General features: G+C 34.3%; 16 protein-coding genes and 1 riboswitch. Of the genes, 10 read left to right on the top strand and 6 right to left on the bottom strand.

Annotated features, from left to right (window positions below; genetic code table 11):
• Nucleotides 1-109 precede the first annotated feature (109 nt).
• The 3 genes from MHH45_RS07435 to MHH45_RS07425 form a co-directional block, all read right to left on the bottom strand.
• Nucleotides 110-1,201 carry a sensor histidine kinase gene (locus tag MHH45_RS07435; protein WP_016132712.1) on the bottom strand — a complete coding sequence of 364 codons (1,092 nt, stop codon included), beginning with the start codon at nt 1,199-1,201 and terminating at the stop codon, nt 110-112.
• Entirely contained in the window at nt 1,198-1,917 is a 720-nt protein-coding gene (locus MHH45_RS07430) for a response regulator transcription factor (protein ID WP_016114340.1), read from the bottom strand. The genes MHH45_RS07435 and MHH45_RS07430 overlap by 4 nt, the downstream gene beginning before the upstream one ends.
• 145 nt (nt 1,918-2,062) lie before the next feature.
• Nucleotides 2,063-3,292, bottom strand: a complete 1,230-nt coding sequence (locus MHH45_RS07425; RefSeq protein ID WP_016114341.1) for an aspartate kinase — start codon at nt 3,290-3,292, stop codon at nt 2,063-2,065.
• A gap of 232 nt (nt 3,293-3,524) precedes the next feature.
• Nucleotides 3,525-3,711, bottom strand: a riboswitch (Lysine riboswitch).
• Nucleotides 3,712-3,924: 213 nt separating this feature from the next.
• Here MHH45_RS07425 and MHH45_RS07420 point away from each other — a divergent pair.
• From MHH45_RS07420 to MHH45_RS07405, 4 genes are all read left to right on the top strand, one after another.
• Nucleotides 3,925-4,833, top strand: coding sequence for a DoxX-like family protein (locus tag MHH45_RS07420; RefSeq protein WP_016114342.1), 909 nt, complete (start codon nt 3,925-3,927; stop codon nt 4,831-4,833).
• 4 nt (nt 4,834-4,837) lie between these two features.
• Complete coding sequence (locus MHH45_RS07415; protein WP_016114343.1) at nt 4,838-5,467, top strand: DUF4166 domain-containing protein; 630 nt, start codon at nt 4,838-4,840, stop codon at nt 5,465-5,467.
• Nucleotides 5,455-7,071: a YndJ family protein gene (locus MHH45_RS07410; RefSeq protein ID WP_016114344.1), complete on the top strand. Its 1,617-nt coding sequence runs from the start codon at nt 5,455-5,457 to the stop codon at nt 7,069-7,071. The genes MHH45_RS07415 and MHH45_RS07410 overlap by 13 nt, the downstream gene beginning before the upstream one ends.
• Before the next feature lie 227 nt (nt 7,072-7,298).
• Nucleotides 7,299-8,561, top strand: coding sequence for an MFS transporter (locus MHH45_RS07405; RefSeq protein ID WP_088093772.1), 1,263 nt, complete (start codon nt 7,299-7,301; stop codon nt 8,559-8,561).
• A 44-nt stretch (nt 8,562-8,605) separates the two neighbouring features.
• Here MHH45_RS07405 and MHH45_RS07400 read toward each other — a convergent pair whose 3' ends face one another.
• Nucleotides 8,606-9,067 carry a hypothetical protein gene (locus MHH45_RS07400; RefSeq protein ID WP_016114346.1) on the bottom strand — a complete coding sequence of 154 codons (462 nt, stop codon included), beginning with the start codon at nt 9,065-9,067 and terminating at the stop codon, nt 8,606-8,608.
• A gap of 293 nt (nt 9,068-9,360) precedes the next feature.
• Between MHH45_RS07400 and MHH45_RS07395 the strand changes: the two genes are divergently transcribed.
• Nucleotides 9,361-9,903, top strand: coding sequence for a PadR family transcriptional regulator (locus tag MHH45_RS07395; protein WP_033671831.1), 543 nt, complete (start codon nt 9,361-9,363; stop codon nt 9,901-9,903).
• A gap of 74 nt (nt 9,904-9,977) precedes the next feature.
• Complete coding sequence (locus MHH45_RS07390) at nt 9,978-11,690, top strand: MFS transporter (protein ID WP_044880802.1); 1,713 nt, start codon at nt 9,978-9,980, stop codon at nt 11,688-11,690.
• A gap of 81 nt (nt 11,691-11,771) precedes the next feature.
• On the opposite strand, the gene MHH45_RS07385 is transcribed toward MHH45_RS07390, so the two are convergent.
• Nucleotides 11,772-12,173: an SMI1/KNR4 family protein gene (locus tag MHH45_RS07385; RefSeq protein WP_016114349.1), complete on the bottom strand. Its 402-nt coding sequence runs from the start codon at nt 12,171-12,173 to the stop codon at nt 11,772-11,774.
• A 636-nt stretch (nt 12,174-12,809) separates the two neighbouring features.
• Here MHH45_RS07385 and MHH45_RS07380 point away from each other — a divergent pair.
• The 4 genes from MHH45_RS07380 to MHH45_RS07365 all read left to right on the top strand — a co-directional run bounded on the left by MHH45_RS07380 (nt 12,810) and on the right by MHH45_RS07365 (nt 16,848).
• On the top strand, nt 12,810-13,406 hold the full coding sequence (locus MHH45_RS07380) for a DedA family protein (RefSeq protein WP_033671108.1): 597 nt from the start codon (nt 12,810-12,812) through the stop codon (nt 13,404-13,406).
• A gap of 682 nt (nt 13,407-14,088) precedes the next feature.
• Nucleotides 14,089-14,652 (top strand): undecaprenyl-diphosphatase, encoded by a 564-nt coding sequence (locus MHH45_RS07375; RefSeq protein WP_016114351.1) that lies wholly within the window; start codon nt 14,089-14,091, stop codon nt 14,650-14,652.
• Nucleotides 14,653-15,047: 395 nt separating this feature from the next.
• Nucleotides 15,048-16,331 carry an MFS transporter gene (locus MHH45_RS07370; protein ID WP_088093771.1) on the top strand — a complete coding sequence of 428 codons (1,284 nt, stop codon included), beginning with the start codon at nt 15,048-15,050 and terminating at the stop codon, nt 16,329-16,331.
• Nucleotides 16,332-16,719: 388 nt separating this feature from the next.
• On the top strand, nt 16,720-16,848 hold the full coding sequence (locus MHH45_RS07365) for a hypothetical protein (protein ID WP_016114353.1): 129 nt from the start codon (nt 16,720-16,722) through the stop codon (nt 16,846-16,848).
• Nucleotides 16,849-16,950: 102 nt separating this feature from the next.
• On the opposite strand, the gene MHH45_RS07360 is transcribed toward MHH45_RS07365, so the two are convergent.
• Nucleotides 16,951-18,081, bottom strand: coding sequence for an MFS transporter (locus MHH45_RS07360; RefSeq protein WP_088093770.1), 1,131 nt, complete (start codon nt 18,079-18,081; stop codon nt 16,951-16,953).
• Nucleotides 18,082-18,235 lie beyond the last annotated feature (154 nt).

The following is an 18,235-nucleotide window of genomic DNA, read 5'->3' as shown; positions in this document are numbered from 1 at the left end:
AGAGATTGGTTTTTTAGCGTGTGAATAAATTTCACTTACGTTTGTGCTACTAAATTGAACGAAAGTAATCGTCACTTTAATAAAACTATATTTTTTTCGATAATAAGTACTATAGAGTTGGAAGTGTAATATGAATCGTTGTGCCTTTCTCTATTTCACTGTCTACATGAATGCTCCCGCCGTGTGCTGTTATAATTTTTTGAGCGATCGCCATTCCTAGGCCGGTGCCTTCACTTGAAACATTTGTAGTCGTCCCTCGGTAATATTGTTTAAATAAATTTTGCACCGTTACTTCATCCATACCGGCGCCAGTATCTTCTATTGTAATATGTACAGTATCCTTTAATAGAATGGATGTATGGATCTTTGTTTCTACAGGGTTATGTAAGACGGCGTTCATAAATAAATTTTGCAAAGAGCGATGTAGTAATTTTGTATCAATAGGAATAATAATGTTTGTTTTGTCTGCGTGAAAGCTAAAATGATAGTGTTCAGATCGTGGATCATTTGTCATATCAGCTATCATTCTTCTTGTAAATTCAATGATATTTATTTCTTCTTTTTTTAGCGGGATTTGTGAATCATGAAGGCGGAACGAGAGGTTTAAGTCTTCAATTAACGCCTTCATATGGTCCCCTTTTTGTTGAATCTCTTGCAGAAACTTCTCTTTTTCTTCCTCACTCCATTCATGATCGGGTGATAACATAAGTGCACTGTACCCTGTAATATAAGTGAGAGGTGTCTTTAAATCATGAGAGATTCCTGCCATCCATTCGCGTTTCATTTTCTCAAGTTGTTCTCGTTCATTCTCTATTTCTCGTAATCTATTTGTTAAATGTTCTATATTTAGAAAGACGTCTTTATATAAGCGATAAGGGCCTTTTAATTTTCCAGTTTTTTTATTGTACATTTGTTTCGTACTTTCTGGAGTTACATAAGAGCCTTCTGCTAGATGGTTAATCCATGAAATTATTCGAAATAAAGGTTTCCCGATATGCCACCCATATATAATAGCACCTAAAATAAGAGTACATATAAATAGACTAAAAACGATAAGAGCTTCTGTGTCCTTGTTATCCTTATTTATTCCAATAAGAGGTAGTATGCCTTCCATGAAGATTGCCATGAAAATACCCATAAAAAAAGTACCGATACATAAACTACGAATAAAATGAAAGCCTAGTCGAAAACCAATTTTCATTTTTTTTGCTCCTTAGTATGCGGGATAAATTTATAGCCAATTCCTCTCAAATTAACAATGTATGTGGGGGATTTAGGATCTTCTTCTATTTTTTTACGTAATTTAGAAATATGTATTACTACTGTTTTATCATCACCCATGGAAGTCAGTCCCCATACTTGTTCGTACAATTGTTCAGCAGTAAAAATTCGATTTGGATGTGTGCATAAGAAAGTAAGTAATTCTAGTTCTTTAGCAGTGCAATGTACAGATTCTCCGTTTACTGTTATCAGTCCCTCGCTTGGATATAGAGAAAAGGATTCAAAATGTAAGTTTGAATGTTCTGCTTGGCGGTTATTTAGCAGCATACTTTGTCTACGTAATTGGACATTAATTCGGGCAGCGACTTCTAAAGGATTAAATGGTTTCGTTATATAATCATCTCCGCCAATTCCTAAGCCTGTTAATTTATCTAAATCGCTAGAGCGCGCTGTCACAAATAGAATGGGGGTATTTGTATAGTTACGTATTTGTCTACATAATTCGAAGCCGTCTATATCTGGTAGCATAACATCGAGTAAGATAATATCGAATGGATGATTTTTAACTAAGTTTAACGTCTCACTTCCGTTTAGAGCGGTTGTTATATGCGTGAAGTTTTCTTTTTTTAGCGTAAGTACTAACATATCTAATATGCCTTGTTCATCATCTACTAAAAGGATTTTTTCTGTTCTCATTATAAATCCACCTTTACATGTTTTTCGAATCTGTTAGAAAGACTTTTGGAAAATATTTCACATGTAATAGTGTAACATAATACTATTTTGCTAGATAAAAAATAACAACAAAGAACTATTCTTTGTTGTTATTTTGATAATCAAATTAATTCATTTGTACTAATGGTTCAATTTTAGCCATAAATGCTTGATGGAGTGCCTCTACACCATCGACTAAGTGTAGACGATCAATAACAACAGATATTTTAATTTCAGATGTACTTACCATTTTAATATGGATATTTTCGTCTTTTAATGTAGAGAACATGTCAGCGGCAACACCTGGATTGGATACCATGCCAGATCCAACAATAGACACTTTAGCTAGATGATTTTCATATTCTACAGATTCATAGTGAAGTGCTTCTTGATTTTGTTCTAATACTTCTAATGTTTCTCTTAAGTCACCCGAATGAATAGAGAAGGATAGATGTACAGTACCTTCATTTGTAATACTTTGAATAATAATATCAACGTTAATGTGAGCGGTAGCCAACGTAGAGAAAACAGTTGAAAGTACTCCTTGTTCTAATCCTTTAATTGTTACGCGTGTAATATTATCTTCAAATGCAATACCTTTTACGATTGATTGTTGTTCCATGTTACATTCTCCCCTTACAATTGTTCCGTTTTCTTGTTCCATACTTGAACGAACTTCTAAAACTACGTTATGATTTTTCGCGAATTCAACAGCACGTGGATGCAGTACACCAGCACCAAGATTTGCGAGCTCTAACATTTCATCATAAGAAATTTCATTGAGTTTATAGGCACTGTTTACAACGCGTGGGTCAGTCGTGTAGACACCTGTTACGTCTGTGTAAATATCACATTTTTTCGCTTTTAGTGCAGCAGCTAATGCAACAGCAGTTGTATCAGAACCACCGCGGCCAAGTGTGGTAATTTCGTTTTCTTCACTTAATCCTTGGAAACCAGCAACAATTACAATCGTACCTTCTTGTAAATGTGATTGAATGCGTTCTGTATGAATATCAGTAATCCGTGCGCTACTATGTACGGACTCTGTCGTAATGCCAGCTTGCCAACCAGTTAGTGAAATGGCATTATACCCTTTTGTCTGTAATGCCATTGTTAATAGTGAAATGGTTACTTGTTCGCCAGTTGTTAGAAGCATGTCCATTTCGCGTTTACTTGGATTTTCTGTAATAGCGGTAGCGAGTGCAACGAGTTCATCCGTACTTTTTCCCATTGCAGAAACAACAGAAACAACGCTATGACCTTGCCCGTATTCCTCAATAATTAAATCTGCTACATGTTGAATGCGCTGGATACTTCCGACAGAAGTACCACCGAATTTTTGAACAATCGTTTCCATTACAAATTCCTTCTTTCGTCCGTTTTTATTTATAAATTAGGAAAGGTATAAAAAACATATAAGAGAGAAATGTATAAATCCCCCAGTATTCCTGTAGTTACCGGAAAGAAAAACAAAAAACACCATCTCAAATAGGTGAGGATGGTGCTGTTACAGGAAAAGGGAAACAGAAAAAGGAGCTAATAAAAAAACCGCCAAAAAAGGAATACCATATAAAACATGATATCTCTTTTTTGTAGATAGCTCTTCATATATACACGTCTGTACATATGACAGTTCTGTTTCTATTCGAAAACAGCCCCAATTAATAAATGCAGAGAAATTTATTAATTTCGGCAACACTTCCTTTTTTCTAAATTCATCGACATCTCTGTGTCTCCTTTAGAATACTTATAAGCGTTGCAACCTCTATCTCACGTTTTGGGCGAGAGTGTTTGGTTTATGAAGTTGTTTGGTAACATTTGTTTTATAATAATTAAAATATTTTAGGAAATCAAGTGCTTTATTAATATTTTGAAAATTGAATCTTTTTTAGAGAGGATTTAATAAAAGAATTATCTGAAAAATATAGCGGGAACCATTTTTTACATATACATTAGTGATATAGATATAGAGTGATTGGAGGATAGTGGATGAAGAAGCAGAAACCGATTTATGTTCAAACAGAAATGGAAACATCGATGGATGAACTCTGGAAGTATACACAAGATCCAATGTTACATACAGAGTGGGATGCTCGGTTTACCGAAATATCATATTTAGAGAAACAAGATGATGAACCACAACGTTTTTTATACAAAACGAAAATCGGTTTCGGGCTTGAAATAGTTGGTGAAGGGGAATCGGTAGGGGAATTCCAAAAGGAAACAGGAGAAAGAATATCTTCGTTAAAATTTTGGACAGACAATAGACTTTCATTGATACAAATAGGAAGAGGTTATTGGAAATATACACCGAATGGAGAAAAGATTTGCTTTGAAACGCAGTATGATTATGAGACGAGATTTGGTGGTGTAGGGAGAATTATAGATTCATATGTATTTCGGCCGCTATTAGGATGGGCGACAGCATGGAGCTTTGATGCTTTAAAATTATGGTTAGAAAAAGGGTTGCATCCTCGCTTGTTAATAAGAAAATCGATTACGTATTGGCTTATTTGTTTTTTACTTTCTTTTGTATGGATGTATCAAGGGCTTATGCCAAAAGTATTATTTAATCACCCAGAAGAGGTACAGATGCTTTCTGTATTTATTGGTTTAAACAAAAATAGCATTCTTGCTCTTAAAATAATTGGCTTTTTAGAAATAGGATTCGGGATCATGTGGTTGCTGCCGTTTCAAAAACAGAAGTTATTGCTGCTGCACATTATTATTTTAATTGGTTTAACCATAGTAGCAGGATTCACAAATATTTTGAGTTTTATCCAACCATTTAACCCCATTTCCTTAAATTTTATATTAATTGGATTATCAATTATTGGGTATATGAACAGTAGTGATTTACCAAGAGCGAAAAATTGTAAGAGAAAAAGAAGGGGGTAAATGCGTGGCTAGCATCTATGAACTATTATTAGGAGAATCTTATCAGCAGCTACATCCAAAATTACAAAAACGTTATGCAATTACGGAAAACAATAGTTTTATGGGTGAAGGGAAAATGGATGAAATTGATGAGGGATCGTTCCTTGTCAAAATGCTTTTAAGAGTTGCATCTAAGTTTCACATGTTCTTTTCAGAAAGAGGAAAAGAAGTACCGTTTACAATACATAATATTGCTGAAGAGGATGCGAAAGGAAATGTTTTTGTAAGGTGGAATCGGATGTTTCGGTTTGATAACAAAAAACGTTATTTCAATGCCGTTATGTACCTGAATACAAAACAGAATGAAATTATTGATTACTTTGGTGAACCGCATTTGCTCGTATCAACACTTGCGTTTTATGTTGATGAAGAAGGAGCAATGCATATCTCATCAAAAAAACAATGGTTTTACATACTTGGGAAGAAAATATCACTACCCAAATTTTTATATGGAGAGGCGAAAGTTATAGAGAGCTATGATGATGTATTAAACTGTTACAAAATTCATGTTCAAGTACGAAATCCATTGTTTGGCCCGCTTTTCTCATATAAGGGAACGTTTGTAGAAAGGGATCAGACTAGATGGGAAATATAATTCTTGGCCTTATTTGTTATATGATTTTTCTTATATTGGAATGGTCGAAATTAAATCCTGTTGAATCAATTATATTACTATCTATTCTCCTATTCATACCAATGGCACTTTGTATTGTTGATAAGGAGAAAAGAGATGGATCTCAGGTGTCATTTTATAAACTTGTATCGTTATTTTATCCAGTTGCTGCAATCAGTGCAACGCTTGCTTTTATAACAGATTATTTTTTGTTTGCAATTATTTGGTTGATATATACAGGCATTATTGCGTTATTCGGTGTAAGTAGATTGTTAGAAAGAGGATGGAAGCCGTTAGAAGAGACGGCAATTGATAGTGGGTTTATTTATTTGTTTTTAGGGGGTTTTTGGTTCTTTGCCTCTGTAGCGAATATATCCATTATGCAGTTTAGTTCAGATATTGTTTTGCTTACAGCAGCTCACTTTCATTATTCAGCCTTTTTACTACCTTTATCTGTAGGTTTACTTGGGAGAAAGCAACAAAAGAAAAGTAAACTATATAAATTTATCACGGTTATTATTGTTATTTCACCGATGACAGTAGCGATTGGTATTACTTATTCAAGAACATTCGAATTTTATGCGGTATTAGTTTATCTCATTTCACTTTATGCTTATAGTATTTATGTATGGAAAACAAAATTCACTTCGATAATTGCAAAAATTCTTCTAATCATTTCATCGAGTACACTTATGATAACAATTTTGTTTTCGCTCGTATATTCATACGGAAACTTTAAACAAGTTATGACAATCACAATTACGCAAATGGTTTGGATTCATGGTGTTATGAATGGAATTGGTGTAACATTGCCCGCTTTTATTGGCTGGATGATTGAAAAGAATGTGCCAGCTTACATTCATTATGGAAAACCGATGAGTCGTATCAAAGGGAAGATGAAAGTAGGAGGAACAGATTTTATAGAGGAGAAGATGCATACAGGTCTTATAGATCAAATGAGTGATTTTCATAGTATGCAGTTTGATGAAAGAAAAGTATCTCCACTTATCATTGATTTTTATGAGCGTACGAAAAATTTTCAATTAAAAGCAAATATTAAGTGGTCTCATTGGTTTCGTCCCTTTGCTTTTCTCTATGAAAAAATAAGTAGACATGTACAGCAAATTCATTTAGGAATGGGAAATAGGTGGGAAGTCATGCATGGTAATATCATTGCGATAAAAGGTGAACGAGATGGTAGAGAAGATGTGAGAGCATGGATTCGAAAAAATGAACAGGATGAAACAATCTTTGTAGCTCTTTACTCGCAGCATACATATAGCGGAGATACATATATGAATATTGCTTTGCCGCTACCATTTTCTAATATGACGGGTATTTTAAAATTACGTAATGATAACAAAGATCTTATCATTACTAGTCAGTTAAGAGAGAGTACAAAAGGAGACGAAGGGATTTATTTACATACCCCTTTCTTTACGATTCGATTACCGTTAGCTGAGACTTTTACGATAAAAGAAAAAACTGATCAGATTTTGACAGCGCACCATCAAATGTGGGTGTTTGGTGTGAGGTTTTTAGAGATTGATTATGAGATTGAGAGAATGAGGGAGAATAGACATTAAAATATGTTTGTGTACAAGGCTTGGGGAATATTATGAACCTTGTATTATGTGTGTGTAATGGTAAGGGATACCTTATTATATAGTGTATTTCATGAATTGAATTCAGTTGTAAATCGAAATGTATTGATGTTTTGTGCATCTAAAAACTCAATTATAAGAAAAGGGAGAAAATTAAATGTTATAATAAAAGGAAAAAGAAGGAAGATGTCTAGGGAGAGGGGATACATATGCAAGGAGAGATACAGAAAGAAAAGAGTTCTAGTTATGTAAATACGTTATTATTACCAATTACAAAGTCACGACAGTTTACTTTCTTATGGATTGGTCAGCTGCTTTCGGTACTTGGAAGTTCGGTTACAATGGTGATTCTACCTGTAGTTGTATATACGCTAACAGGATCAACGGTTGTTATGGGAATGACGATGGCTATGTATATGCTTCCGAATATTCTTATTTTACCGTTTTCTGGGTTAATCGTTGATCGCATGAATCGAGTTAAATTAATGTTATTTACTGATATTGTTCGATGCATAGTGATGATAACACTTGCGACACTTATTTTTACAGACACTTTAACAATCAATATTCTATATGTATTAGTAGCAGTATATGGACTAATGGAAGGCCTGTTTCAACCGGCATATTCAGCAGTGCGAGCAAAGGTGTTTGTACCGGAAATTCGCAATGCAGCTAACGCATTAACACAAATGAGTAATCAAGGTGTCCGTTTAATAGGTCCAGCGCTTGGTGGTCTTATTGTTTCGGTTGCATCGGCTGGAATTGGATTTGGTTTAGATGCATTGACTTATTTGTTGTCTTTTATATGTTTATTATTTTTAAAAGATGTAACAGCTAAAAAAGTACAGGAACAGACAAATCAAAAAATGAATTTCAAAAAAGATTTTACAGAAGGCATTGTTGTCTTAAAAAGCCATCCCTGGCTTTGGATTACAATTTTAGCATTTTCATTTATTAATATTTGTTACGCAGGAATTATCGTTGTATTAATCCCTTGGTTATTTAATGTACATCATCACTTTGAACCATTTGTCTATGGTCTTGGAATGGCATGTTCTGGAGGAGGTGCCGTTGTTGCAGCTCTTATTTTTGGCGGGAGACAGAGGTGGCATAGACGAGGCTTACTCGCTTATGGCGGTGTCTTCATTAGTGGGGCGGCACTTTTAATACTGCCTTTTGTTTCATGGGCTCCAGGGTTAATTGGGTTAATGGCATTAGAAGGGTTTGGGATTATGATTTTTGGTCTAATATGGGAAACGAGCTTACAAGAACTCGTGCCAGAAGAGGCATTCGGAAGAGTAGCAAGTCTTGATATGTTAGGGTCTTTTGCATTATTACCGTTAGGGTATTTAGTTGTCGGTTGGTTGGCGAATATAATTGGTGGTACTGTGACGATTACGATTTTAGCCATTGCAGCAATTGTAGTAGTAGTAATCGCACTACTTGTTCCGAGTATTCGTCAATTTGATTAATATATGTTTACAAAAAATAAGTAAGCTCTGCCAAATGGCAGAGCTTACTGTTCATGAAATACGAATGTTTGTGTGAATTCCTTTTCTGCTTTTTCTGGGTGACCGTTATAACTAAATTGATTTTCTTCCCAGCTAATAACAATGTCAAATGAATTGGCGTCTTCATATAATGGGAATTTCATTTGTGTAAAACTAGTTTGACTATATGACACACTCATATCAGACTTGTTGAAAGGCTTGAAAGAGGCTTTGGATTTTGGGTTATTGTCGCGTATCTCAACGGATACATTAGATACGTCTTTACCGATATTTTTTACAAGTAAACTGTATGTATGAAACGTATCTTCTTTTGATTGTACTATTTCAGGATTTTTAGTCTTATCAACTTTAATATACCATTGTGTAGATTTTGATGTAGCAGGGAGTCCTGTGAAAGTAAAAGCGCTTATTTGAAGTGGAACTACGAAATATATGAAGGTAAGTAAGAATAGTATTTTTCTTTTCATGTACAATTCTCCAATTCGCTATAGCGGATAGTTTTGATTTTGTTAGCATTTTCTAATTTTAAAGAAGTTATGCATGTATATTTGATTTAGCAGTTATAGAAAAGTGGATATATCAGTGTCAAAAAAGACTGTGCAGAAAAAATTCTACACAGTCTTTTTTGTATTTAAATTTTTTAAAGAATACGAAATAACTGGTTACATTTTACAAATTTTAAAATATAATATATAATCAATAATCATATTAACATTGTTAATATGATTATTGATTATATTAAACTTATGGGGTGTTTATGATGAAGGGAAGAGACGTTGTTTTAGGGCTATTGATGGAAAAAGAGCTGTCGGGTTATGATATAAAAATTGTATTTGAAGATGTGTTCGCTCATTTTTTTGATGGAAGCTTCGGTATGATCTATCCAACTTTAAGGCAGTTAGAGAAGGAAGGGAAGATTAAAAAAGAGGTAATCATGCAAGAAGGAAAGCCAAATAAAAAAATGTACTTCATAACGGATGAAGGAAGAGAAGAGTTTTATCAATATATGAAGACTGATGTAGAGAAGGATGTTCTACGTTCTGATTTTCTAATGCGTATGTATTTTGGAGACTATAGTGATACAAATACGATGAAAAAGTGGATTGAAGAAGAAATTGAAAGAAAAGAAACGTATATCGCCGATCTTCGCTTGAAGTATGAGAAGTGGAAGGAAGGCATTACTTTTGCAGAAGAGATTTCTCTTGATGTTGGTATTGCATCGTATACTGCGCAAGTCGAGACATTAAAGAAGAAATTAGCCCAGCTTGCACTGAAAGAAGAGACTAATGAAATGAAAGAGTAAAAAGAAGTGTTCAAGGTAAATAAAAGGGGGAGATTGATACGGAGCAATCAAAGGGAATTAAGATTGTATTTTTGATGTGTTTAGGTATTTTTCTTTGTATGATTGATACAACCATTATGAACATTGCTTTACCGGCAATTCAGTCTAGTGTAAATACGTCATTAGAAAAAATGTCTTGGATATTAAATGTGTATACAATGACAATTGCGGTGCTAGCAATCCCGTTAGGACGTATTGCTGATATTTTTGGAAAGGCTAAGATGTACATCATTGGTTTAATCGTTTTTGGTGGTGGATCGGCGCTTTGTGCCTTTGCGAATACAGGAGATTTCCTTATATTTTCTCGCTTTATTCAAAGTATAGGAGCTGCAATTTTATTTCCGACGAGTATGGTAATTGGAGTATCAGCAGTTCCGTTAGCTAAGAGGCATATTGCGCTTAGTATTTTAGGAGTAACACAAGGTTTATCAGCTGCGATTGGCCCTGTAATAGGCGGGATTATTACACAAAATTTAGGATGGAGATGGGTATTCTTTGTCAATATTCCAATTTGTATTATTGGGATTGTTTTATGCTTTATTATGCTACAAATAAAAAATGAAGAACGAGTTGTATCGAAAATTGATTGGATAGGATTAATACTAAGTAGTTCAGCAATTTTCTTTTTCACCCTCGTATTAGTAAAGGGAAATACATGGGGATGGCTGAGTATTTTAGCGTGGATTTGCTATATTACTAGTATTATTTCTTTCCTATTATTTATTGTAGTCGAAAGAAAAGCCGTAGCGCCTATGGTGAATTTACAACTATTTAAAGATCGAACGTTTGTTGGAGCTGCTATTGTTGTCATATTAAGCAATTTGTTTTTAATTGGAGTGACTGTATTACTCCCAACCTTTCTTACAAAAATACAACATCGAACAGAAATGGAAGCAGCTCTTGTAGTTACGCCTATTTCAGCGATGATATTTGTTGTTTCCCCATTTGCTTCTTTGTTGATTAAGAAGCTAGGAAAAGTGTTTATTATTTTATCGGGTTTTATCGTGATGAGCTTAGCTTATTATTGGTTACAAATGATTGGAGTAGATTCAACGAGTAAAGATATCATTGTTCCTTGTATGATATTGGGTGTTGGATATGGTTTAGTCGTAGGTCCCATTACGATTTTAAGTGCTTCTTCATTTGAAGGGGAATTACTAACCGCTTCCCAAAGCATTGTATCGATGTTGAGACAAGTAGGGATTGTATTAGCTGTTGCTATATTTGTATCAACTTTAACTCAGAATCTATCTGTAAATAAAGATAAGGTTTACAGTTATGCTGAAGAAAAAGTTCGTGATATTCATGTGGATCAGGTTGAGCAAGAAAAAATATTGCAAATAACAAAAGAAAAAATCCGAGATAAAAGTTTAGAATCAAATGCTGAAAAGAAACAAAGTGAAGACGATCTCGGCTTGAGCAAGGAACAAAAAGAGAAATTGATTCATGAAAAAGTGAACGAAGCCTTAAACGGAGTTCCAGTGGAATATAGAGAGGTAAAAAGAGAGGGAATTACAAAGCAAGTAACAAAAATAATTGAGGAAAAACAAGAAAAAGTAAGAGGAGAGATTCTCGCATTCTCAAATGATGTTAGTCATTATGCAGAAAGCAAGATGGCAATGAGTTTTACAGATTTATATAAACTGAGTGTACCAATCATTTTGATTTGTGGTTTGGTGAGTTTGGTGTTTTATGAAGGGAAGCCCTGGGTTGGTAAAAGAAGAAAGGTTTTAATGAGTAAAGGCTAGAAAGTAAGTTTAATTAGAGAAAAACATTCCGCAGCTGCATTAGTGGAATGTTTTTCTGTTTTATATCAAGTAACTACTAACTTAAAGCTCTTTCGAAAATATGTTTTGAACCAATTCTGTAAAACTCTTTTCCTCCCTTGGTACGATTGATACGTCTTCATGCCAAATCTCAATAATTTCCCAGTTATTTGTTATATGAAAGCCTATAGCATCGCCGGCAAAGTTATCACCAAATAGTAAAACATTTTTCAGTTCTGGATTGTCATCCGCATCATATATTTCATCTGCTTCGATAAGTCCTCCGTAGAACATAAAATAGGAATTAGAAACAGATCCATAGCCCACTTCCTTTAAGAAGGAAATATAATCTTGGGGTACACCGTTAAGCATGGATTCTTCCTCAATAATAGAATCAGTTAATGTACTAAAATCATAATCAGTAGGTGCATCATGAATCTTTTTAATAATATCTTTGTATACCATTTGTAAACACTCCAAACGTTTTTTGTGTAACCACATATTATAAATTTACCCCGCATTAACGGGCAGTAAGATCCCCACCTCAAGATTCGGAGAGAAACAAGGAAGGTAGGTGGGGGATCAACTGCCCGTAAAAGCCCGATTGGTGAAGGCTAATAATCAGTGGGGGATGAAGAAAACCCCCACTGATTAAAGTTTCACTTTATCTGTTTTGTTAACTTTGATTTTTCTTATAAACCATAAATCTTATGTGACTCGCTTATTTATCTTTTATATTACTAGTTCTAGAGATAAACACAATGGAATAGAGGCTATTATTAGCATAATACAAAATTCCTGTTTAAATTAACTATATTGGATAAAAAAGAAAAATCCATACAATTTCATTTTGAAAATATAGAAAAAAGTTTAGTACCACATTTTATCTCGTAAAAGCTCGATTCGTTCAGCTAACCATCTGCGGGGAAGTGAAGACTCCCACTGATGGAAGTTTCACTTTATATTTGGAAGTAAGTTATACGGTTAGAATTTTAATGGGGTTTATTGGAATAATACTAGGAGGTATATAATGTTTTTTGTTTGAAAAGTGTCTCAATGATTGAGATACCAGTTCGCAATTGGTATGGATGGTGATTACAAATAGAACAACAATTGCATTATCTCATTTCGCATTTCGGATATTTTGGGATTATTATTGCTTTGGTGGGGGGAATTATCGGATTACCGATACCTGATGAAACGCTATTAACGTTTGTAGGATACTATGTATATAAGGGAAAAATGAAATTTCTGCTTGCGTTACTAAGTGCATGGATTGGATCGTCAATTGGTATTTCTATTAGTTATGTGTTAGGAGTGAAACTCGGGATTCCATTCTTGAAAAAATTTGGTCCGAAAATACATATTACAGAAAAGAAAATAAATCGGACGCAGGTTTTATTCCAAAAAATTGGTCCTGCTCTATTGTTTATTGGCTATTTTATTCCCGGAGTTCGACATGTTACTGCCTATTTAGCTGGGATTTCCCGCTATCGATTTTCGGCATTCTGCCTTTATGCGTATTCGGGAGCATTATTATGGAGTTTCACTTTTATTAAGTTAGGGTTAGTGGTCGGAGAAAAATGGCGTCAGGTAGGACATTATGTTCACCATTATGGTTTTGTTCTTGTGATTTTATTATTGATTATTGCATGTTTGGCTGTTTTATACTTTCGATTCAAAAAAGATAGGCGATGAGCGATGGATAATCATAATAAATATTATTTTAAAGCATATGCAAATTAGCGATATGTACTGCCTGCAAATAATGACAAGAATTTATTATATTATTGATTTTGTTGACAAAATGAAAGACCGACTTCTATGCGTGAGTCGGTCTTTTCTCTATTCAAATCATGTAATCTTTCATTGTCTGACGATGCGAATTATGGCCTCATTATAAAATAAATAATCAGCATATAGCTTGTTGAATTATGGTCTTGTCTTCATTACTAATTTTAATCTCTTCATTGTATTCTTTATACAAGCCACAAATCGTTAGTATTACAACAACTGCAATATCAGCCTAATAATATTTATTTTTATTTTTGGGTCCCTCTTTTTGCTGATTTAAGTAAGGAGTAATCCTATAATGAATGTGAATGTTAGTGTGTTTGTTAACATTGAATTTTTTTTATAAAATTTCAGATAAGTTGAACTATCAAAATGAAAAAAGAACCTTACAAAAATGTAATGTTTATGTCACAAAATAAGATAGTACATTGTGAGTAATCTATTTAAAATTGAATAGGATATGATTTGTAGGTGGAAAACAATAAAAAATATAATAAGAATTTATTAGAATCCTATGAAAAATCATTTAATAAGGTAGAGTTTGTTAAAATGTAGAGTGGACTAAAGCATTAAAGGAGATTATGTAATGAATTTTAAAGATTTAGATTATGAATGGTTCAACTTTATAAATAGTAAAGTACAGGAATATCCATTAATAGATAATGTAATGATTGTATTTGCAGAATATGTACAATATGCTTTCGTGTTGCTACTCATCCTGTTATGGATAAAGAATAAACCTAATTTTCGTGTAATGGCTTTTCAATCGATTGTTGCGTTTACTTTAGCTTATTCCATAAATAGATTTATTGAGTTATTTATTTATAGAGACCGTCCCTTTATCTCACATAACATCACACAACTCGTAGATCATGCTGCCAATTCTTCTTTTCCAAGTGATCATGCAACATCAGCTATTGTAATTGCAGCTACACTATTATTATCTGCCTATCGCTTTAAATATACTTGGTTTTTCTTAGCACTCGTTGTAGCGTTTTCGAGAGTATGGGTAGGAGTGCATTATCCATTTGATGTAATTGCAGGAATTGTACATGGAGTATTGATAGCATTATTTACGCAGTATGTTGTATTTAAAATACGTCCTGTTTCTACATTGATTGCAAAGCCTATTTTTCAAGGGGAAAACTAGCTAAAAAGAGTCGAGTCGGTTGGATGAGTGCTAGCTTTCATGCGCATAAGAGAATAGATAAAAGCAGAAACATGGTTACACGATTTTTAGTAAGTGTGTATTGAAGAAGTATTCCTACAAACTGTGGAAGTGTGTTTTATAAGATTAAAAGACTGATAGCCTCCTAATTAAATAGGGGCTTTTAGGTATGGATTAAAAGTATATAAGAGAAGCTTAGTTTTATAAATAGAAAATATTTGTGCCTAAGAAAAGACTGCCCTAACTCAAGGTGTTTGGACAACTTTTTTTGTTTTTCTCTTTTAGAACTAAGAGAACAGATGAAAATGTTATTGAATAGGAAACATTAAACATAGTACATTTAAAAAAGGAAAATCTTTCATAAAGAAGGTGAGAAAATGCTCGATAAAGCTGATGGTTCAATAAGGAATCATATGTATACAGCAGAAGAACAACAAAAGTTATATAAACGAACGTTAGTAATCGTAAGTATTTCACAAATGTTTGGTGGCGCAGGGTTAGCTGCTGGTATTACTGTAGGTGCACTTCTTGCACAGCAAATGCTTGGAACAGATGTATTCGCAGGATTGCCAGCAGCCATGTTTACAATGGGATCTGCAGGAGCAGCTTTAATAGTAGGAAGGCTGTCTCAACGTTATGGGCGCCGGATTGGGCTTGCAACAGGGTTTATGGTAGGTGGGCTTGGTGCTATTGGTGTCGTAATCGCAGCTTTAACAAATAGTATTATTCTCTTACTTGCTTCCTTACTCATATATGGTGCAGGCACAGCCACAAATTTACAAGCTCGTTATGCTGGTACAGATTTAGCAAATAAGAAGCAAAGGGCAACTGCGATTAGTATTACAATGGTTATGACGACTTTTGGTGCGGTAGCAGGACCCAATTTGGTGGGTGTAATGGGGAATTTCGCTCTCTCTATTGGTATTCCTAAACTTGCTGGTCCATTCATATTATCAGCAGCTGCGTTTTTGTTAGCATGTCTCGTACTGTTCGTTATGCTTCGTCCAGATCCATTAATGATAGCGAACATGATAGAAACATATAAACAGGAACAGACAAATAAAGGGCATGTGATAACTAAGAAATCAATAGAAAATACAAGAGGCGTTACAGTCGGGGCAATTGTTATGATACTTACTCAAATTGTTATGGTTGCGATTATGACTATGACTCCAGTACATATGGAACACCATGGGCATGGATTAAATGAAGTGGGCCTTGTTATTGGATTTCATGTAGGAGCAATGTACCTTCCATCACTCGTTACAGGAATTCTTGTTGATAAGATTGGTAGAATGGCAATGAGTATTGCTTCCGGAGTTATACTACTTAGTGCGGGAGTGGTAGCTGCCATTGCACCGAGCGATTCTTTAATTCTCCTGATCATTGCTCTTTCTTTACTTGGTTTAGGATGGAACCTTGGATTAATAAGTGGGACTGCTCAAATTGTTGATGCAACAGAACCTTTAACGCGTGCAAAGACACAAGGGAAAGTAGATGTTTTTATTGCGCTGGCAGGAGCTTCTGGGGGAGCAATGTCAGGCATGGTGGTAGCTAATGCAAGCTATACGGCATTATCATTAGCTGGAGGGGCTTTAGCCTTGTTGCTCGTTCCTGTTGTGATTTGGTCTCGAAAAGGTGAAGAGCATGACATAAAATAGAAGTCCTGAAAGTTTTGCAGATTGATTTGTACTGACAGAGAAAAAGAGATGGATAGATAGTTGCTAGAAGAAATCAAAGAAGTTACTGCATAAAATGAATCTCATAAAATTGTAAGAGGTATATCTTCTTTTAATAGCTTAGTAGAGGCTGAAGCCCTCCGCTGATAAAAGGTGTATTTTAGTAGAAGGCTTGTCTGCAATCATATTAGTAATGTGATGTGTAGTGTTTGCAAATGAATACGATTCGATAAAGTTCAATTCGGTATATTTTACTGAGTAAATATATAGTATAGAAAACTTTTACTGATGTAATTAAATTAATGCTGTTTTTGGAAAATAGGTTAGTCCATAAAGTGTTTTTGCATATATTGGAGTGAGGTGATGTTACATGACAAGGAAAGCATCCCCACTTAAACTTGGAAATGAAACATACGGAACACTCAAGGTAGAGGAAGCGTTTTTACAAGCTTTAGAATCATATTTTATAAAGCGAAAAGATACAAAGTCTCTTGTTTAATGAAGTAAACACTTAAAATGGGGCGTATATCAGAAAAAACTGGCTACCTGTTCTCTGTATTCTATAGGGAACAGGTAGTCAGTTTTTTCGTAAATTTTATAATTATTTTAGTGTCTTTTTTACAAACAAAATAAAAATTAACAAACTAATAAGTCCCGATACAGCACAAACAATAAATATCATTTGATATCCCATGAGCTGTGAAATAAATCCTAGAAGAATAGCTCCTAAACCAATCCCTAAATCAAAAGCAGTAAAAAATGTAGCGTTTGCCACTCCTCTTTTCTCTGGTGGAGCTAATCGTATAGTTGCTACTTGAAGAGCAGGTTGTGCCGATCCAAATCCAATTCCGTACAAAATAGCTGTAATAACTAGTCCGATAAGCCCATTTGTCATTGTTAGGACTAATAGTGCGACTATCAGTATAAAAAGCGCAGGAACAATAATGACTCCTTCTCCATGTTTATCGGATATCTTTCCCGCAAGTGGTCTAATTACTATAAGTGTAACAGCATAAACTAAGAAGAAAGTACCAACATTAACTTGAATTTTCGCCGCAAACAGTGGTAAAAATGTTGTAATGCCACCAAAAGTAAAGGATAGGAAAAATGTAACAATAGCGATTGGTAAAACGGTTTTTTCAAAAAATGATATTGGTTTTTTTGATGTATGTTGAACTACTGGGACTTTTGTGTCAAGTGCAAGTATGAATGCAATAATTGCTAATGCTGTACATAGAAGAAATAGATAATGAAATGAAAATGATTTTGCTACCCAAAGACCTAATATTGGTCCTAAAGCCATGCCTAAAGTCATTGCAAGTCCATACCATCCCATTCCTTCTCCGCGACGAGATTGTGGAATAACATCAGTCACAGCCGTTCCTATCGAGGTTGTAGCAATTGCCCAACCGATTCCATGTAAGATACGTAATACAACTAAAAATACAATTCCTGTTACCCAATCATAAAAATACATTGTCATTGCAAAAAATAGTAGTCCACTTATTATAAATACCCGCCTGCCATATCGATCCATTAATCCTCCAACAATAGGACGAAAAATGACTGCTGATATTGTAAACACTCCAATAATAAATCCAACTTGAGATTCACTTCCACCTAATTGTTTAATAAACATAGGCAATGTTGGCATTAGTAAATAAAAACCACTAAATAGTAATAATGCTGTAATTGTCAGCATTATATAGCTTTTTGTCCATAAACGTTCCATTGTAATGTAATCCTGCTTTCTATCGTTTAATAAGTTGAGAATGGAAAGCTCGCATCAATTGGGTTTTTACTGCTCAAAAGTAACGAGATAAGCAAATAAAAAAGCAGTACCACCGCTATAGAAGTGTTGGTACTGCCATATTGAGTGCCAAGTG

Source organism: Bacillus sp. FSL K6-0042 (assembly GCF_038006685.1).
GTDB lineage: Bacteria > Bacillota > Bacilli > Bacillales > Bacillaceae_G > Bacillus_A > Bacillus_A pseudomycoides.
This window is presented reverse-complemented; position numbering and strand designations above follow the sequence as displayed.